Source organism: Proteus sp. TJ1640, from assembly GCF_003144445.1.
Taxonomy (GTDB): Bacteria; Pseudomonadota; Gammaproteobacteria; order Enterobacterales; family Enterobacteriaceae; genus Proteus; species Proteus penneri.
In genome coordinates, this window is sequence record NZ_PENY01000001.1 from 130,099 (window position 1) to 148,310 (window position 18,212).

Genomic DNA, 18,212 nt, shown 5'->3' on the forward strand with positions numbered 1-18,212 from the left:
TTACTTAATTAACGTCTTTATTGTCTTTAGAATAACCTCAGCCCGTTTATCCCAGTTGTAATAATTTTCAACCAGAGAACGGGCATGGGTGGTTTTTTCTTTAGCTCGTTGTGGGTTTTCTCTTAACTGTATTATCTGTTTTGCAAAACTCTGCGCATCGCCACTATCTGCAAAACTTACCGCTTTTTCATCTACAACATCACGAATTGAAGGAAAATCAGAGATCACCACGGGTTTTTCCATCGCCATATATTCAAATAACTTGAGTGGTGAAGTATAGCGGCTTCCAATACTGGTTAACGTAAGCGGGAGTACGCAGATATCATGCTGAGCAATCGCTTCAAAGCGTTTTTTCGGATCAACAAACCCCAAAAAATTGACCTTATCTTTTACGTCCATTTCTTGAGCTAATAAAGTTAATCCGCTAATCTGCTCCGATGTTCCCCCTGCGATATTTAACCGTGCGTTATCAAGATATTTCATTGCTCGCATCATGGTAGGAATACCTTTCCATTTATGCAAACTTCCTAAATAGAGCACTTCAGTAATAGGTTGATTTAATTTAGCAGGCACTACCTGACTATCCGCCACTGCATGTAAATCTACACCATCAGGCACAACAGTTATTGGTGTAACAACTTGATACTGCGAAACAATATCATCTCTTAATAATGAAGTAAGAACAAAAATACCCGTCGCTTGGCCATAAACTAACTTCTCCATTTTTAATAGCTTATGATATTTTGCACGGTTCTTTTTTTTCTCAAATGAATGAGACTCAGCAAAAGATTGAGCAAAAATTTCATGGCTTTCAAAAAAGAGGGGAATTTCTGGATAATTTTCACAAAGATAACACGCTAGCTTTAAGTTACGGGTAAACAACGCATCTACATCATTTTGTTTTATCCAACGAGCAATTTGTAATGAGAAAAGTTTTTGTGAATTAAATGGAAAATACCATTTACGTCGAATATCTCTTAAGGAAACTAAGCTCGCATTAGTGTGAATTGAACGACCTAATATGTCGCTATCTTGATATTGTCCTTTTGGCGTGACTAAAGTGACTTCTGCACCCGCTCGAGCAAATGCATCCACATTTTGCAAGATTTGCAAGGAAGCAACACGTAAGTCAGGAACTGGGTAAGGATCAAGATAGGCGATCTTCATTATTATGACGCCAATGCCTGTAATAAACGTTGCGCGGAATGTTGCCAAGTATAACGCGTTTCTATACGCAAACGCGCATTCTCACCCATCGCTTTTCCTCTATCAGGTAATTGGCGAAGATGATTAATCGCCATCACAATTTCATCTGCACTACCAGGAGCAACTAATAATCCCGCAGTGCCTTCATTACCGACAACTTCAGGGATCCCCCCTATATGGCTGGCAATCACTGGTTTTGCACACGCCATGGCTTCTGCAATCGTAATACCGAAGGCTTCATCTCCTGTACTTGGGAAAATGCCTGCATCACTGGCTGCATAAAATTCAGGTAATTGGTTATGCTCAACAGGTTGGTGAAAAATCACTTGCTCTGAGATCCCTTTCACCACAGCTTTACTTTTCAATCTATCTAAATCGTCACCAGTGCCGATAATCAAGAGCTTAACATCTTCACCTTTTAGTTTTTCAATCGCATCAATCGCCACACTTAAGCCTTTCCAACCCACTAATCGACCTGCAAATGAGAGTAAAAATGTAGACTGACTTATTCCTAATTGCTCACGTAATGAGGTACTCATTGGCTTAAATTTTGCAATATCCACGCCATTATAAATTACGCTCGGGAATTGCTTAAAATGGTGTTGAATTTGCCAAGCATTAAAATGACTACATGCAACCCATGCTGAGATTTTCTTACCTAACCGACGATCACCTTTAAAAAAGCTGGTGCCTCCACTCATATAGCAAAAACGCGTTGAGGATGATTTAGACATCATAGAGGGCCAAAAAAAATCAAACGGTTTGGTTAAAATAATCCAATCAAAATGTTGGTTGATAACATCTTTTTTAGCGTATCGCGCAAAAGTGTAACGCTCAACAATACGGCGAAAACGTCCACCGAGATCGATAACTTTATCCCGCGGTGTATAAGGATAAGTGTGTACCTGTATTTGGCGTCCTGCCAGATTGTGTCGAATATCGCCATTGCCACCATAAAGATGAACTTCATGCCCTGCATCATGCAGTTGCTTAGCAAGCTCCCAAACCGCGGTTTGGATCCCGCCATAAGACATGGTGATTGTGACATCAATTATACCGATCTTCATGGATTACTTTTTCACCTTCATTCCATTCATGATATTACGCACTGCATTCCACACTTCTTCAACTGATATTTCAGCCATATTGTCTTCACGGTGGGCATTTTCCAACGATGTTGGATGTTGGATAACCTGACAACAAGAATGTTGTAATGGTGCTAAATAACATCCTGGGTGATAGCTATGATATAGCGCCACCATTGGGATATCTAAAGCCCCTGCTAAATGTGTGGGACCTGTATCTACCCCTACATAGAGCGATAAATTTGCCATAATCGCCGCATTTTGTCGCATTGAAACTCGACCCGCTAAGGCTAAACAATGCTCTTCACCGATCTTTTTAGCTAAATCAATGGATAATTGTTGGCTTTCCTGACTACCTAATAGCAAAAAGTACGTACTCGCGTCATGGGTAATAATCTGTTTTGCTAATTGCAGAAAATTTTCTACGGGCCAATCCCTATAGGCTTTAGCCGGAAAACTTTGCAGTTGAAAACCAACAATATTCTTATTAATTAATGCATTATCTTTTAAAAACTGTTGTGCAAAAGCCGTTTCTTCGTCATTGATAAAATAACGTAATTGCCAACAACTCGGATAAATCCCTAATGCATTAATTAATAAGGCACGCTCTTTTTGTGCAACCATTGGCGAAGTGGGACGCGCAACCCAAGTCGTATTACCTTGCTGCTGAGAAATATCAGCAAAAGCAACGGTATGATGAGATTGACGACGAGCATAGTTCACCAATTCACTATCATTACCGTAAACCAGAGCCAAGTCATAAGGCTTATGGGGTAACCATCCAGACCAAACTGCTCTTTTTTTAGAAAAAGGCCTAATACAATCAATATCAGGATTATGCTCAAGAATGCATGCACTACGTTTATGTGCAAATACATGAATATGAGCATTGGGCCAGCGCTGCTTTAAAGCATGAAGAACAGGAGTGATAAGTAATGTATCACCAAAACGCGCTACCGCTATAACCAATATATTTTTTGGATCCATATGCTTTTTATTTGGTTTAAATGATACATTTACTTTTCAGACTATACACTAAAAAGTATTACAAATATTCATCAATGAGATGAATACACCAAGTTATAATAGAGATAATCGTTTCATCACTTTATTATCAACATTAATCATACTGATTTATTTTTATCGTTGATTGACTGAATAAAGATCCTTTCCATCTTATCTAACATGTTATCTAAACTAAATCGTGAAATGGCATGTTCAAGTGCTGCTTTTCCCATCTGTTCACGCAATTCATCTGAACTCATTAATTTAGCTAAATGACGGGTTAATAATTCTTGTACTTGCGGTACTAATGTAAACCCCGTTTTACCATCAATAACGGCTTCACTAATCGCGCCCACCGTTGTAGAAACAACAGGTAAACCACAGGCCATCGCTTGCATAATGCCTTGCGGTACACCTTCATTACCAAAAGAAGGTAATGCAAATAGATCCATTGCATTTAAACAATCAGGCACATCATTACGATTACCAAGGAAGAAGATACTTTGTTCTAGTCCCGCCTCTTTCACCATCGGTTCTAAATTTTTACGTTGAGGTCCATCACCAACAAAAATTAATTGCCAATCAGGAAACTGCTGATGCAATGATTTCCATGCTTCTACTAAATATTTATGTCCTTTCCATACACGCATAGTTGCAACAATACCCAATGTTGGCTTATTCGGTATTCCAATTTTCTCTCTAGCATGTTGTTTATCTTGAGGAAAAAAACGTTGTAAATCGATTCCTGTAGGCACCGATGTCATTTTTTCTAATGGAAATTTATTATGTTGATGGAGCGTCTGGCGTAATTTCTCACCTGTTGTCACAACATGGGCACTGGATGAAAGATAAAGCCATCGTGTTGGTAATGAACGTGAAACATCCGTAGAAACATGACGAGTTCGAACCACCACGGGTGATTGGCGTAATGTGGCACAAGAAGCAGCAACTAGCCATGCATCAGTTGAACTATGAGTATTGATAATATCAAATTGGTGATGATGTAATTTCAGCCATTGACGAAGTGCTTTTAATGATGAAAGACGTTTTTTTTCAATAGGCAATGTGAAAACTTCAATACCATAATCAGGTGCTGCTTTAGCAATTTTAGATGTGGGGCAACACACCAATGCCACTCGGTGTCCTCTGCGGATCATACCTTGAGATTCCGTCAGTATACGAATTTCCTGACCACCCCATCCACAAGATGATTCTGTATGTAATATTGATAGTGCTGACTTACTCATCCGCAATCCATTCACCTGACGATTCAAAAGAGCCATAGTATAACTAAAGAGCAAGCTAAGGTCACAATAGCTTTACTTTGTTATACTTAGCTGGCTCCAGATAACAAAAAACCCGACACGAAGGTCGGGTTTTTTAAGAAAACTAAAATTATTTAATTTTAGCTTCTTTATAAAGCACATGTTGACGAACAACTGGATCGAATTTTTTCATTTCCAGTTTTTCTGGCATAGTGCGTTTGTTCTTCGTAGTGGTATAGAAGTGACCTGTACCAGCAGAAGAAACGAGTTTAATTTTCTCGCGAATACCTTTAGCCATTTTTCAGCTCCTTAGAACTTCTCACCACGGGCACGTAAATCTGCTAATACAGATTCGATGCCTTTCTTATCAATCACACGCATACCTTTAGCAGATACACGCAGAGTTACGAAACGTTTCTCAGACTCAACCCAGAAACGGTGAGAGTGCAGGTTTGGCAGAAAACGGCGTTTAGTCGCGTTTAATGCGTGAGAGCGGTTGTTTCCACTCACAGGACGCTTGCCGGTAACTTGGCAGACTCGGGACATGTCTATTCTCCAAAAATCTAATCAGCTCGAGCTTTAATATCAGGTTTGACCGCCTCGTCAGGCTTTGGAGCCCATCTCAGCAACTTTTAACGATTGAAAAACTGTGTAAACACCTCAGAAAAAACTTGCTGAGATAGGCTCTTCTCGCCAAACCCAAGATCCTCAAAGGTGGCGTAGTATACGCCCAATGGCCTCAACGCTCAAGACCCGTACAAATAAAGATTGACAATAATTACAAAAATATTTGCTATAACCAACCTCGTTCTGCAAAAGAAACACAATCATCATGCCCTATCACAAGGTGATCGAGTACATTTACGCCCACTAATTGGCAAGCAAGAAAAATTTTTTCTGTTATTTCTTTATCTGCGAGACTTGGTTCGCAAACACCAGAAGGGTGATTATGAGCAAGAATAATAGATGTTGCATTCTTTTTTATTGATTGACGGACAATTTCTCTAGGATGAACCTCTACACGATTAATTGTTCCTTTAAACATCTCTTCAAATGCAATCAATTGATTTTGATTATCAAGAAAAAGTACCACAAACACTTCTCTGTCTCGCCAATGCAATAGTTTTTGTAAGTAATACTTTGTATCCTCTGAAGAAGATAAGACATTTTTATACATAAATTGTGTTGTGGAAAAACGCTGTGCCATTTCATTGATAGCTTGCAACTGGGTAAACTTTCCTACACCGACACCTTTAAAACGCCCTAATGTTTCATAATCAGCATTAATAACGTGATAAAGAGAACCACACTCTTTAAGTAGAAAAGCCGCCAATTCTAATACAGATTTTTCATAAGTGCCGGTGCGCAAAAAGAGCGCCAATAACTCAATATCAGTGAGTGATTCCACGCCATAAAGTAACAATTTTTCTCTAGGTAACAGTTCACTAATCGATTGATTTTCCATCCGTGGACTCCTTAATACGTAAAGACAGTGGGATTAATGATCTATTCTATTTCTTCACATAAATATTAAAATTTAGGCGAAGTATCACTCATCATTAAATGCTAATCGCAAAACAACTGTTGTTTTATACAGTTAACTTACTATAAACTGCTAATCTTGTATAAAAAAGACACATATTAAATTTATGCGAGACAAATCGCATAAATTTAATCTATAAAACATGAAGTTACATAGAATTCCGAATTCACGATGACCTTGTGGTAAAATTATGGGCAATTATTTATGTACTTAGGCATTTCATCATGACTACACTTCACGACAAAAAGATCATTCTTGGTATCAGTGGTGGTATTGCGGCCTATAAAGCACCTGAACTTGTACGCCGCTTACGTGATAAAGGCGCGATTGTCCGTGTTGTAATGACACCCGCAGCACATGCTTTTGTCACACCATTATCACTACAAGCCGTTTCTGGTTTTCCTGTTGCTGATGATTTACTCGATCCAGCAGCAGAAGCCGCTATGGGGCATATTGAATTAGGCAAATGGGCTGATTTAATTCTACTTGCACCCGCTACCGCCGATCTTATTGCACGCTTACGAGTGGGAATGGCAAATGATTTACTTACCACACTCTGTTTAGCGAGTAGCGCACCGATCGCTATCGCGCCAGCAATGAATCAGCAAATGTACAGAGCCACAATTACACAAGAAAATTTATCAGCTTTAGAGCAGCGAGGCTGTTTAATTTGGGGGCCTGACTCTGGTAGCCAAGCTTGTGGTGATGTAGGACCAGGGCGAATGCTCGATCCTTTAGAGCTAGTCTCATTAGCGGAAAAACAACTGGCTTTACAACCACAAGATTTTGTAGGTAAAAAAATTACAATCACCGCAGGGCCTACTCGTGAAGCACTCGATCCGGTACGTTTTATCAGCAATCATAGCTCTGGAAAAATGGGCTTTGCAATTGCACACGCAGCCGCACTACGTGGAGCTGATGTCACGCTTATTGCTGGGCCAGTCACATTACCGACACCCGCTTGTGTTAAACGTATCGACGTTGAAAGTGCACAAGACATGTATGAACAAGTGATGTTAATCGCACCTTCACAAGATATTTTTATTGGTTGCGCTGCAGTTGCAGATTACCGCGCTAAACTTATCGCGGCTGAAAAAATAAAAAAACAAGGTGATGAAGTCACCATCACTATGGTAAAAAACCCCGACATTGTCGCGAGTGTCGGAAAAATGGTTGAACACCGTCCTTTTGTTGTTGGATTTGCAGCCGAAACCCAGAATGTGGAAGAATATGCCCGCAAAAAACGAGAACAAAAGCAGCTCGATTTAATCTGTGCCAATGATGTTTCAATAGAAAATCAAGGCTTTAACAGTGACAACAATGCATTACACCTTATTTGGGCTAATGGAGAAACGCGCTTACCACACAGTAGTAAAGCACAACTTAGCCATCGCCTACTTGACGAGATAGCCAAACATTATGATGAAAAAAATTGATGTTAAAATCCTTGATGCACGTATTGGTCAAGAATATCCACTTCCTGCTTATGCCACAACAGGCTCTGCTGGTTTAGATTTACGCGCTTGCCTTGATGCACCATTGGTTCTTGAACCAGGGCAAACCGAATTATTACCTACAGGTCTTGCTGTACATATTGCCGATGAAGGATTAGCAGCAATGGTGCTTCCTCGTTCAGGGTTAGGCCATAAACATGGTGTTGTATTGGGTAACTTAGTGGGACTGATTGATTCTGACTACCAAGGTCAACTCATGGTGTCAGTTTGGAATCGTGGTCAAACAGCGTTCACTATCGAACCGGGTGAGCGTATCGCTCAAATGATTATCGTACCTGTCGTTCAAGCTGAATTTAATATTGTTGAAGATTTTACCGCAACGGAACGTGGTAGCGGTGGCTTTGGTCACTCCGGCCGCCAATAATAAAGACGTCTTGCATTTAATTATATCAATGACGATATCACTCCCTTTGCACTAAAACCTTAGTGCAAAGGTTTACTGATTTGTTTTGCTTTTAGCAGGGGCCTTATCAGTCATGGCAGAAGAAAAAGAAACCAAAAAGAAAAGAAATAGACGGGATGAAATCTTACAGTCACTTGCCCAAATGTTGGAATCAAGTGATGGTAGTCAGCGCATCACAACGGCAAAGCTTGCCGCCAATGTTGGTGTATCTGAAGCCGCACTCTATCGACATTTCCCAAGTAAAACCAAAATGTTTGATAGCTTGATTGAGTTTATCGAAGACAGCTTAGTTTCTCGTATTAATTTGATTTTAAAAGACGAAAAAGAAACGATAGCCAGAATTCGCTTAATTCTTATCTTGATCCTTGGTTTTGCTGAGAAAAACCCAGGGCTATCTCGTATTTTAACGGGCCATGCATTAATGTTTGAACAAGATAGATTGCAAGGGCGAATAAACCAACTTTATGAGCGCATTGAGGTTCAACTACGACAAGTTATTAAAGAGCGTAAGATCCGTGAAGGTAGTGCTTTCTTGCATGATGAAGCGTTACTTGCGTCACAATTACTCGCTTTTTGTGAAGGTATGCTAGCGCGCTTTGTTCGCACTGAATTTCGCTATCAACCCACTCAAGAATTTGAAGCCCGATGGCCATTAATCTTGGCACAGTTACAATGAAATGATGGACTCGTGATTTAACTCAACAATTTGAAATTTACAGATATGCCGTTTTTTTCTTATTTGTGTTAACATGCGTCTTCTGACACATAGTTACCTATATGTATTTATCAGGAATGGCACTCGTGCAGTTCCTACATTGTGGCATTAGCAACTCGCTTTGCCCCTGCAGTAAAAGTCCTTTTTATATTTCAATATCTGTGATATTTATCACAGAAGCTTCATTGTACTACTCACCCCGCCCATAATTGGGCGAGGGCTTTTTTTATCTATAATCGACCAACTTGTTTATCGCTTATTAACTTTATTAATTCACGCCATAGCGCTCACGATAAGCTTTAACTGCAGGTAAATACTCAGACAAAGTCTCGCTCTCACTTAAGTAGCTAATTAAATCATCCAAAGTAATAATCGAATACACTTGGCATTGATAATCGCGTTTTAACTCTTGTATTGCAGAGAGTGCTTCTCGCCCTTTCTCTTGTCTATCCAAACTTAATAATACGGCAGAAAGCGTTGCATCATGCTGTTTGATGATTTCCATTGATTCACGAATTGCAGTACCTGCCGTAATAACATCATCGACAATCACAACATTACCTTTCAATGGGCTTCCGACTAACGTTCCTCCTTCACCATGATCTTTAGCCTCTTTACGATTAAAACAGTAAGGGATATCGATATCATGATGTTCAACCAATGCGACTGCCGTTGTAGTTGCAATAGGTATCCCTTTATAAGCGGGCCCAAACAACACATCACAAGACACATTATTATCTAATAATGTTTGCGCATAGAACTGCCCCAGTAAAGCCAAATCACGCCCTGTATTAAATAAACCGGCATTAAAAAAATAAGGACTCACCCTTCCTGATTTCAGTGTGAACTCACCAAATTTCAAGACATTTTTTGCTAATGCTAGTTCGATAAAGCGGCGTTGGTAGGCTTTCATTTCTTTCTCCTCTCTACGTTACTTGATGACAAATTTTAGGCATAAAAAAGGCGACTTTTCAGTCGCCTTAAAAATAAAATTTATTGCTTCAGCGCCTCTTTTTGCGCTTCAAATATTTTCTCTAATCCCCCTTTAGCAAGGGCGAGTAAAGCAAGTAATTCTTCATGGCTAAATGGCGCACCTTCTGCCGTACCTTGAACTTCAATCATACGGCCATCATCGATCATCACCACATTCATATCTGTTTCTGCAGCTGAATCTTCAACATATTCAAGATCGCATAATGGTTCACCATCAACAATTCCCACAGACACAGCAGCAACCATTGATTTAAGAGGGCTCTTTTTCAGTTTGCCTTCTTCAACCATTTTATTTAAAGCATCAACTAACGCGACGCAAGCACCGGAGATAGAGGCGGTACGTGTGCCACCATCTGCTTGAATAACATCACAATCGACGGTGATGGTAAATTCACCTAACGCTTTTAAATCAACCGCGGCACGTAATGAGCGAGCAATTAAACGCTGGATCTCCATAGTACGACCCGTTTGCTTACCGCGAGCCGCTTCACGAGCATTACGACTATTTGTTGCACGAGGAAGCATGCCGTATTCTGCGGTCACCCATCCTTGCCCTTGTCCTTTCAGAAAACGTGGTACACCGTCTTCTACAGTGGCATTACACAAGACTTTAGTATCACCAAATTCAACTAATACAGAACCTTCAGCATGTTTTGTATAGTGGCGAGTAATGGTAATAGGACGTACTTGGTTTGCTTGTCTGTCTGCTGGACGCATGGTGTTATCTCCGCTTTCTCTGACATATTGGGGGCGCATTATACGACCTAAAATGGCTTATGCCTATCCTTGTATTGATGCATAGGGTTATAATCGTATTATCTTTTACACTATTGAGACCCTATTATGATCCGTAGCATGACCGCTTTTGCTCGCCGAGACATTAAAAAAGACTGGGGTAGCGCTGCATGGGAACTGCGTTCCGTAAACCAACGCTACCTTGAAACTTATATTCGTTTGCCTGAGCAATTACGTAGTTTAGAACCTGTTATTCGTGAACGTCTACGTAATCGCTTAACACGCGGTAAAATTGAATGTAACTTACGCTTTGATCTTAATGCTCGCTTTCAAGGCGAACTTAATCTGGATGAAAATCTCGCCAAACAACTCATTGTCTCTGCCAACTGGGTAAAAAGCCACAGCCATGAAGGCACTATTAGCCCATTTGATATTTTACGTTGGCCAGGTGTTATTTCAGCACAAGAGCAAGATTTAGATGCCATTGGTACTGAGCTTTTAGCGGAATTAGATTTGGCAATTGATGCTTTTATTGCTAGCCGTGAAACCGAGGGGCAAGCACTTAAAGCGCTAATTGAGCAGCGTTTAGATGCAGTTAGCGAAGAAGTCATTAAAGTAAGAGCACAAATGCCAGAAATTTTGCAATGGCAACGTGAACGCTTAACCAGCAAATTAGAAGAAGCGCAAGTTCAAATTGATAATAATCGTTTAGAACAAGAGTTAGTGATGCTAGCGCAACGTTTAGATGTTGCTGAAGAGCTTGATAGATTAGAAGCTCACGTTAAAGAAACACGCAAAATTCTAGTGAAAAAGGAAGCGGTAGGCCGCCGTCTTGATTTTATGATGCAAGAATTTAACCGTGAATCCAATACGTTAGCCTCAAAATCAATTAATACAGAAGTCACCAATTCAGCCATTGAATTGAAAGTTTTAATTGAACAAATGCGTGAGCAGATCCAAAATATTGAGTAAGATTTCTTAGCTGTTTACAGCCCATCATTAAGCCAGTAGATACCTTGTATTTGCTGGCTTTTTTGTTATAACAATTTTCTAATTTTAGTGAGCTTCATTTTTTATAAATTGAAAACTGCACACCTGAAATGTTCAATTCAAATGTACATTAAATAATGTGAGAAAATATTATGCATACTTATACCTCCACTCAAGCTCGGGCTCATATTTCTGAAGTTTTAGACACCGCTATTCATGATAAGATCTTAAAACAACTTCCTGGTGTTGCAGGAATGCCTGAGCCAAGAAGAGCTGAGGCACTTATTTACAGAGTACAAAATCGTACTCATGATGAAGGAATAACAGATATTTATGAGCTAGCTGCAACCTATTAGGTCGCCATTTCTCGAGGCCATATTTTTAATGATGGTAATAAACGAACTGCATTTTTGTCACTATGGTTTTTCTTTATCGCAATGGTATAAAAATAATAGATGTTGATGATGTATAGGAAAATTTAACCGTTGATGCAGCCACAGGAGCTAAAAATAGCCAACAGTTGGCACAATACCTAAGAAAATTAAGTGATAAAAATTAAAACGATTTAATCACTCACCTAACGCCTTTCTAATAAACCCTCTATTTTGAGTAAGCATCTGTGTGGCTTGCTGTGCATCTACGTTTGCTAAGATCATCAAAATTGCCGTTTTACAGTGGCGATGACATTGTGATAACGCGTCTTCAGCGATAGCTCTTTCACACTCTGTTGCTTGCATTACAATACGAATTTGACGTTCAACAAGTTTGGCGTTGGTTGCTTCAACATCCACCATTAAATTACCAAAAACTTTGCCGATTTTTATCATCGCCCCTGTTGTGATCATATTTAAAATAAGCTTTTGTGCTGTACCCGCTTTCATACGTGATGATCCGGTTATCACTTCTGCACCCACAACTGGTGTAATAGCAATATCAGCAAGTTTGGCAATCGGGCTTTCAGGATTACAACTTATCGCCCCTGTTGTTGCACCTAATGATTTAGCGTAGTTCAATGCACCAATCACATAAGGCGTTCTGCCACTTGCTGCAATACCCACTAAAATATCTTGCTTATTAAAATTAAGTTGTCGTAAATCCTCTTCACCTAATTGCGCATTATCTTCAGCATTCTCAACAGCTTGTAAAATAGCTTTATGCCCACCCGCAATTAAACCAATCACCATTTCATGAGGTGTGCCATAAGTTGGCGGACATTCACTGGCATCTAAAATCCCTAATCGTCCCGAGGTGCCTGCTCCGCAATAAATAAGACGACCACCTTGAGAAAAAGCAATTGCAACCTTATCAATTAATTGAGCAATTTCAGGTAACACTTTCTCAACTGCTAATGGCACTTTTTTATCTTCATTATTAATGACTTTTAGCATGTCTAATGTTGAAAGTGTGTCTATATTTTCACTGTTATGATTTCTACTTTCAGTGACAAGATTGCTAAGGTCAATCGCCATTATCGCTCTCCCAATATTGTTATTTATTTGATTAACTCGACGAAATAAACTGCTTTTATACCATTATTATTGGTAAGATTTTCAAAATCATTACAAACGGTACTCTACATGACATTAATTAAATATATTTCAACCTTTATCGCCCTACTTACTCTTGTTTGTTCGTTTTCTTTGCAGGCAAATTTTGAAGAACAAGACAAAAGAAAATTTGAAGATACTCGCAAAGAAGCACTCAATCACAATGCACAAGCTCAATATCAGTTGGCCGAAATGTATTTAATGGGAACGGGTGTAGAAAAAAACTTACTTAATGCACAATTGTGGGCTAATGAGTCCATAAAAAACGACTATGCAGATGCCTATGCATTACTTGCTGATCTCTATTTATTTAATGCTGATCCTTATTTTAAAAACCATTATGTTGAAGCGAGAAAATTAGCAACAATCGCTGCAAATAAAGGAAGTATAAGAGGAAAAATAAGTCTAGCAACAACGCTGATATCACCTTTATCTGGTGAAACAGATTACAAAAAAGCCATTGTATTACTAGAAGAAGCCGCTACAACTCATCAACCCGAATTTGTCTATGCGCCAATTTGGTTAGGTGTGCTTTATAGCGGTGTTGGTAATGTGCCCGCAGATACTGAAAAAGCCAATATGTGGTTTACGAAAGCAAACGAAATGACTTTTGAAGGCTTTGCTCAAGCAATGGCTTCTTTTATGTTTTCTGGTCAATATCATATTATTGAACCCAATAAGCAAAAAGCTGACGAATTAATGAAACAAGCGTGTGAAGAAGCCAAAAAAGTTGGCAATGAGTTTTATTGCCAACACGAGTTTAATTAACCTAAATTAAATCAAATAAATAACCCTAACTCAGAAAAGAGCGGGTAAATCTTACCCTCTCTTTTATACCCTATATGTTCTACCTAACGTTCTTTTACAGCGCCATACGGTATTCAATCACACCCGGTTTTTCTGCCACCCAGTTATATAAGCGTTGTCCTCGTAAATTAGTTTCCTGCGTATGCCAATATAGACGGGCACAATTACGCTGTTTTGCTTGTTGATTAACAAATTCAATAAGTTGCTTACCGACATGGCGGCCACGCGTATCTGGTGAAACAAATAAATCTTCTAAATAACAAAAATCACTTTCAGCCCATGTTGAGCGATGAAAAAGATAATGAACAAAACCCAATACCTTTTCACCTTCCATTGCGACGACACAATAAACCGGCTCTTTTTCATCAAAAAAACGCGCCCATGTTTTTAATGTTGTCTCTTCTGATAACTCGACTTTATAAAATGCTTGATAACTTAACCAATGTGGCAACCATTGAGCATAATGCTCTTGTTCAACAAACTGAATTGAAACAGTTATTGGTGTTGTGCTCATCTCTTCACTTCCTTCTACTTTCATCAACGCGATAAAAAAGTATCGCCTGCCTTTAATCGTGGTCATGGTACGTTTAATTTTGGTTCCCAATAAGGTACACTTTTTGTGTTTTTATAGGGTCCACTTTATGAAACAGAAAAAAACAGCTTATTTTCCTAACCTTGTTTTAGAAGAAGGGCCTATTGGCTCTCAGGTTTATCACGCGATTAGAAAAGCGATTTTAGATGGGCGCTTAACATCAGGTAGCCGTCTACCATCAAGCCGCACATTAGCTGAAATGATGTCGATTTCTCGTAACTCTGTTATTGCAGGATTTGAACGTTTAATTGATGAAGGCTATTTATTTACTCGGCGCGGTGCAGGTACTTTTGTTGCAAGCACAATCCCTGATGCCATTATTTCAGATCAGTGGATCAAAACAATCCACTCTACTTCTTCCACACACATCAAAAACCCATTAGAAACACTAAATCCCAATATGCAAAAAGCCCACGCTTTTTGGCAACAGTCACAACCCAATATCAATAGCAGTCCTACATTTCATGTTGGCGTTGGCTGTGTCGATCTTTTTCCTCATGAACTTTGGGGAAGATTATTAGGGCGGGTTTGGCGGCAATCAAAAAAAGCACTCGCAACATTTAATTCGCCAACAGGCTACACGCCATTAAAAGAGATGATATGCCAATATGTTCAATCAACTCGTGGGCTTTTTTGTCAGCCTGAACAAATCATTATTGTAAATGGTACGCAGCAAGCGATAAATCTCACCACTAGAGTTCTATTACAAGAGGGAGATACTGTTTGGCTAGATGATCCTGGTTATGACAGTGCTCGGGGTATCTTCACTTCTTATGGTATAAAACCACATCCAATAAGTTCAGATATTGATGGAATGGATATTTCTCGAGGAATAGCGCAGTGTCCAGAAGCAAAACTTGTTTTTACAACCCCTTCTCATCAATTTCCCTTAGGCAATACACTCTCACTTTCACGTCGTATTGCGTTATTAGAGTGGGCATCATCCAATAATGTGTGGATCTTCGAAGATGACTACAATAGTGAATTTCGCTATCACTCTAAACCGATTCAATCTCTACAAGGTTTAGATAAATACCAGCGGGTTATTTATGCTGGTACATTCTCAAAAATGATGTATCCCGGATTTCGTTTAGGCTTTTTAGTGGTTCCTTTACCTTTAGTTGATACATTTAAAGCTGCTAAATATTACACCGATTCGCATTCAGGTTTTCTAGAACAAGCAACATTAGCGTTATTTATGTCTCAAGGACATTACGCCCGCCATGTAAGAAGAATAAGAAAAGCCTGCTATGAACGTTATCAAGTGTTAACTAATGCGATAAAAACACATTTATCTCATGTCTTCTGTGTTGAACCAACAGACTCTGGCATCCATATTGTTTGCTGGCTACAGGCTGGTTATACAGAAGAATATATTGTGAAAAAATCACGAGAAATTGGATTAGCTATACAGCCTTTATCACGTTACTGCATTCAAACCTACCCAAAACAAGGCGTATTATTAGGATATGCTGCTCATAATCCTCTTGAAATTGAAAAGAGTGTTATTTTACTTGCTCAAACATTATCTAAATAAATAGCATTGATTCTTAATTGTTATTTACAATATAAACGTCGAGCAAGCTTTTCATTTACCCTATATTATTTTTAGGCGTGCAATAATAAACCCAAGCAGGGGGAACATTCCGCATAACTAATTTCTTTTCTAAATGAAAATAACGAGATAACGTTTTTTCATATCGAGTGGTATATTGAAATAACACAAAACAACCTTGTGTTTTTAATAACTCTTTATGTACCCGTTTTAAAATTCTTAAACCTGTTTTCTTTGGTATCGATAAAAAAGGTAACCCTGAAATAATCATATTATAATGGCTATTTAATTTCTCCGCCGATGCTGTATAAACTCTTAATCGATGATCATTAATTTTATCTAATTCTGTTGCAAAACTAGGTTCTATTTCAAAAACATCTAATGAGGAATTCACCGACATTCTTTTTAAGATCTGTTGAGTAATAACACCCGTGCCAGCACCTAATTCAGCAACTTGAATGTCCTGTTGCCAATTGAGTTTATCCAGCATTTCATAACATAACCAACGAGATGAAGGCGCGATAGTACCCATCGTGGTTGGTGAAATCACAAACCGTTTTAAATACGAGTAGTACGTAGATAATGGAATGACTGTGGATATATCCATTTCGCCTCCTAACACCACTTAATAAGCGGTAAAATAAAATTCAAATAAAATGAAGAACCTTCATCATTATTTTTTATTTATGAAAATACATCATCTATTAAACAGTAGCGTTTAGTATAAAGCTTGGAGTGACCTCTAAGTAAATACGTTTTTCTTATATATTACACTATTTTACATTTTTCTATTTTTACTCTATTTTCTTAAATATGAATATATTTTTATTTATCCTAAAAAAGAAAATAAGATATAGCAGAATATTCTTACACTTTTATGGTAAATTTATTTTCTTTTTTAACAACTCATTGATATTTGTTCGTTCTGTGGCTTTCTTTTGTTAACTCTACGCAGACTATAAGAAACACTTCTAATTCTTTGGTAAATAATCAATAAATTAACTTGCACCTATCTCTATATTTTGTCAGGTTAGTGTGAGGTCTCTCACTATTCCTACAGACAAAGACAGGGTAATTACAATGAAAAATGTTGGTTTTGTGGGCTGGCGTGGTATGGTCGGCTCCGTTTTAATGCAAAGAATGGTTGAAGAACGTGATTTTGATGGGATAAACCCTGTTTTCTTCACCACATCTCAATTAGGTGAAGCAGCACCTGCTTATGGTAATCACCGTAGCACTCTGCAAGATGCTTATGATATTGATACGCTAGCATCACTCGATATTATTATTAGTTGCCAAGGTGGTGACTATACCAATGAAATCTATCCAAAACTGCGCCAAGCAGGTTGGCAAGGTTACTGGATTGATGCCGCATCAGCACTGCGTATGAATGATGATGCCGTGATTATTCTCGATCCCGTCAACGGTCAACATATTCAAGACAGCTTAAACAAAGGCATTAAAGCTTTTGTCGGCGGTAACTGTACGGTCAGTTTAATGCTGATGTCATTAGGTGGCCTGTTTGCTAACAATTTAGTGGAATGGGCAAGCGTATCGACTTATCAAGCCGCTTCTGGGGCGGGAGCTCGCCATATGAGAGAGTTACTGTCACAAATGGGCTCTTTACATAATCAAGTAGTGAAAGAGCTAGAAAACCCAGCATCTGCAATCTTAGATATTGAACGTAAAGTCACTAACTTTACGCGCAGTGGTACAATGCCAACTGAGCAATTTGGTGTTCCTCTGGCAGGTAGTTTGATCCCTTGGATTGATAAACAATTAGAAAACGGCCAGAGCCGTGAAGAGTGGAAAGGACAAGCTGAAACTAACAAGATCCTAAATACAGGTTCAAATATTATTCCTGTCGATGGTCTTTGCGTTCGTATTGGTGCATTACGTTGCCATAGCCAAGCCTTTACTCTAAAGCTGAAAAAAGATTTACCTGTTGCTGAAATTGAACAATTACTTGCCAACCATAACGACTGGGTAAAAGTCATCCCTAATGATCGTGAGTTGACTATTAAAGAGTTAACACCAGCCGCAGTAACGGGCACATTAAGCACTCCTGTAGGGCGTATTCGTAAACTGAATATGGGCCCTGAATTTATTTCAGCCTTTACAGTCGGTGACCAACTACTATGGGGTGCAGCAGAGCCTTTACGTCGCATGTTGAATATTCTGCGTTAATTTTCCAATAAAACAGCTCCCATAAATAGAAAAAACCAGCTAATTGAATTAGCTGGTTTTTTTACTTAGC

At 38.9% G+C, this 18,212-nt stretch carries 19 protein-coding genes and 1 pseudogene; 8 read left to right on the forward strand and 12 right to left on the reverse strand.

Going from position 1 to position 18,212, the window contains the following annotated elements; translation table 11 throughout:
* The 7 genes from DK861_RS00650 to radC all read right to left on the reverse strand — a co-directional run bounded on the left by DK861_RS00650 (nucleotide 1) and on the right by radC (nucleotide 6,026).
* A complete protein-coding gene (locus DK861_RS00650) occupies nucleotides 1–1,170 on the reverse strand; it encodes a glycosyltransferase family 4 protein (protein WP_109399009.1) in 1,170 nt (389 codons plus the stop codon).
* Complete coding sequence (locus DK861_RS00655; RefSeq protein WP_109398964.1) at nucleotides 1,170–2,273, reverse strand: glycosyltransferase family 4 protein; 1,104 nt, start codon at nucleotides 2,271–2,273, stop codon at nucleotides 1,170–1,172. The genes DK861_RS00650 and DK861_RS00655 overlap by 1 nt, the downstream gene beginning before the upstream one ends.
* A gap of 3 nt (nucleotides 2,274–2,276) precedes the next feature.
* The gene (locus DK861_RS00660) at nucleotides 2,277–3,278 is read right to left on the reverse strand and encodes a glycosyltransferase family 9 protein (protein WP_006534246.1); all 1,002 of its coding nucleotides are present in this window, start codon (nucleotides 3,276–3,278) and stop codon (nucleotides 2,277–2,279) included.
* 137 nt (nucleotides 3,279–3,415) lie between these two features.
* Complete coding sequence (locus tag DK861_RS00665) at nucleotides 3,416–4,543, reverse strand: glycosyltransferase family 4 protein (RefSeq protein WP_109398965.1); 1,128 nt, start codon at nucleotides 4,541–4,543, stop codon at nucleotides 3,416–3,418.
* Nucleotides 4,544–4,691: 148 nt separating this feature from the next.
* Nucleotides 4,692–4,859, reverse strand: coding sequence for a 50S ribosomal protein L33 (gene rpmG, locus DK861_RS00670; RefSeq protein WP_006534250.1), 168 nt, complete (start codon nucleotides 4,857–4,859; stop codon nucleotides 4,692–4,694).
* Between the two features lie 11 nt (nucleotides 4,860–4,870).
* Entirely contained in the window at nucleotides 4,871–5,107 is a 237-nt protein-coding gene (rpmB, locus tag DK861_RS00675; protein WP_036914542.1) for a 50S ribosomal protein L28, read from the reverse strand.
* Nucleotides 5,108–5,354: 247 nt separating this feature from the next.
* Nucleotides 5,355–6,026 carry a DNA repair protein RadC gene (gene radC / locus DK861_RS00685; RefSeq protein ID WP_109398966.1) on the reverse strand — a complete coding sequence of 224 codons (672 nt, stop codon included), beginning with the start codon at nucleotides 6,024–6,026 and terminating at the stop codon, nucleotides 5,355–5,357.
* 302 nt (nucleotides 6,027–6,328) lie between these two features.
* Between radC and coaBC the strand changes: the two genes are divergently transcribed.
* The 3 genes from coaBC to slmA all read left to right on the forward strand — a co-directional run bounded on the left by coaBC (nucleotide 6,329) and on the right by slmA (nucleotide 8,697).
* Nucleotides 6,329–7,540 carry a bifunctional phosphopantothenoylcysteine decarboxylase/phosphopantothenate--cysteine ligase CoaBC gene (gene coaBC / locus DK861_RS00690; protein WP_109398967.1) on the forward strand — a complete coding sequence of 404 codons (1,212 nt, stop codon included), beginning with the start codon at nucleotides 6,329–6,331 and terminating at the stop codon, nucleotides 7,538–7,540.
* Nucleotides 7,524–7,982: a dUTP diphosphatase gene (dut, locus tag DK861_RS00695; RefSeq protein WP_006534255.1), complete on the forward strand. Its 459-nt coding sequence runs from the start codon at nucleotides 7,524–7,526 to the stop codon at nucleotides 7,980–7,982. The genes coaBC and dut overlap by 17 nt, the downstream gene beginning before the upstream one ends.
* A gap of 112 nt (nucleotides 7,983–8,094) precedes the next feature.
* On the forward strand, nucleotides 8,095–8,697 hold the full coding sequence (gene slmA / locus DK861_RS00700; RefSeq protein ID WP_072064699.1) for a nucleoid occlusion factor SlmA: 603 nt from the start codon (nucleotides 8,095–8,097) through the stop codon (nucleotides 8,695–8,697).
* Nucleotides 8,698–9,004: 307 nt separating this feature from the next.
* Here the strand turns inward: slmA and pyrE are convergent, their stop codons facing one another.
* Nucleotides 9,005–9,649: an orotate phosphoribosyltransferase gene (pyrE, locus tag DK861_RS00705; protein WP_072064700.1), complete on the reverse strand. Its 645-nt coding sequence runs from the start codon at nucleotides 9,647–9,649 to the stop codon at nucleotides 9,005–9,007.
* A gap of 80 nt (nucleotides 9,650–9,729) precedes the next feature.
* Nucleotides 9,730–10,446, reverse strand: a complete 717-nt coding sequence (gene rph / locus DK861_RS00710) for a ribonuclease PH (protein ID WP_072064701.1) — start codon at nucleotides 10,444–10,446, stop codon at nucleotides 9,730–9,732.
* 126 nt (nucleotides 10,447–10,572) lie between these two features.
* Between rph and DK861_RS00715 the strand changes: the two genes are divergently transcribed.
* Together DK861_RS00715 and DK861_RS00720 are read left to right on the forward strand one after the other, a co-directional pair.
* Nucleotides 10,573–11,436: a YicC/YloC family endoribonuclease gene (locus DK861_RS00715; RefSeq protein ID WP_036914536.1), complete on the forward strand. Its 864-nt coding sequence runs from the start codon at nucleotides 10,573–10,575 to the stop codon at nucleotides 11,434–11,436.
* Nucleotides 11,437–11,708: 272 nt separating this feature from the next.
* Nucleotides 11,709–12,013: pseudogene (locus DK861_RS00720) on the forward strand (type II toxin-antitoxin system death-on-curing family toxin).
* A 10-nt stretch (nucleotides 12,014–12,023) separates the two neighbouring features.
* Here DK861_RS00720 and murQ read toward each other — a convergent pair.
* Nucleotides 12,024–12,923: an N-acetylmuramic acid 6-phosphate etherase gene (gene murQ, locus DK861_RS00725; RefSeq protein WP_109398968.1), complete on the reverse strand. Its 900-nt coding sequence runs from the start codon at nucleotides 12,921–12,923 to the stop codon at nucleotides 12,024–12,026.
* Between the two features lie 108 nt (nucleotides 12,924–13,031).
* On the opposite strand from murQ, the gene DK861_RS00730 reads away from it, so the two are divergent.
* Complete coding sequence (locus DK861_RS00730; protein WP_109398969.1) at nucleotides 13,032–13,769, forward strand: tetratricopeptide repeat protein; 738 nt, start codon at nucleotides 13,032–13,034, stop codon at nucleotides 13,767–13,769.
* Nucleotides 13,770–13,863: 94 nt separating this feature from the next.
* Here DK861_RS00730 and DK861_RS00735 read toward each other — a convergent pair whose 3' ends face one another.
* Complete coding sequence (locus tag DK861_RS00735) at nucleotides 13,864–14,322, reverse strand: GNAT family N-acetyltransferase (RefSeq protein WP_109398970.1); 459 nt, start codon at nucleotides 14,320–14,322, stop codon at nucleotides 13,864–13,866.
* Between the two features lie 127 nt (nucleotides 14,323–14,449).
* Between DK861_RS00735 and DK861_RS00740 the strand changes: the two genes are divergently transcribed.
* Nucleotides 14,450–15,937, forward strand: a complete 1,488-nt coding sequence (locus tag DK861_RS00740; protein WP_109398971.1) for a PLP-dependent aminotransferase family protein — start codon at nucleotides 14,450–14,452, stop codon at nucleotides 15,935–15,937.
* 55 nt (nucleotides 15,938–15,992) lie between these two features.
* Here the strand turns inward: DK861_RS00740 and DK861_RS00745 are convergent, their stop codons facing one another.
* Complete coding sequence (locus tag DK861_RS00745; protein WP_072064709.1) at nucleotides 15,993–16,562, reverse strand: rRNA adenine N-6-methyltransferase family protein; 570 nt, start codon at nucleotides 16,560–16,562, stop codon at nucleotides 15,993–15,995.
* A gap of 473 nt (nucleotides 16,563–17,035) precedes the next feature.
* Here DK861_RS00745 and asd point away from each other — a divergent pair, with 473 nt between their 5' ends.
* Complete coding sequence (asd, locus tag DK861_RS00750) at nucleotides 17,036–18,142, forward strand: aspartate-semialdehyde dehydrogenase (RefSeq protein ID WP_109398972.1); 1,107 nt, start codon at nucleotides 17,036–17,038, stop codon at nucleotides 18,140–18,142.
* The last annotated feature ends 70 nt before the right edge of the window (nucleotides 18,143–18,212 follow it).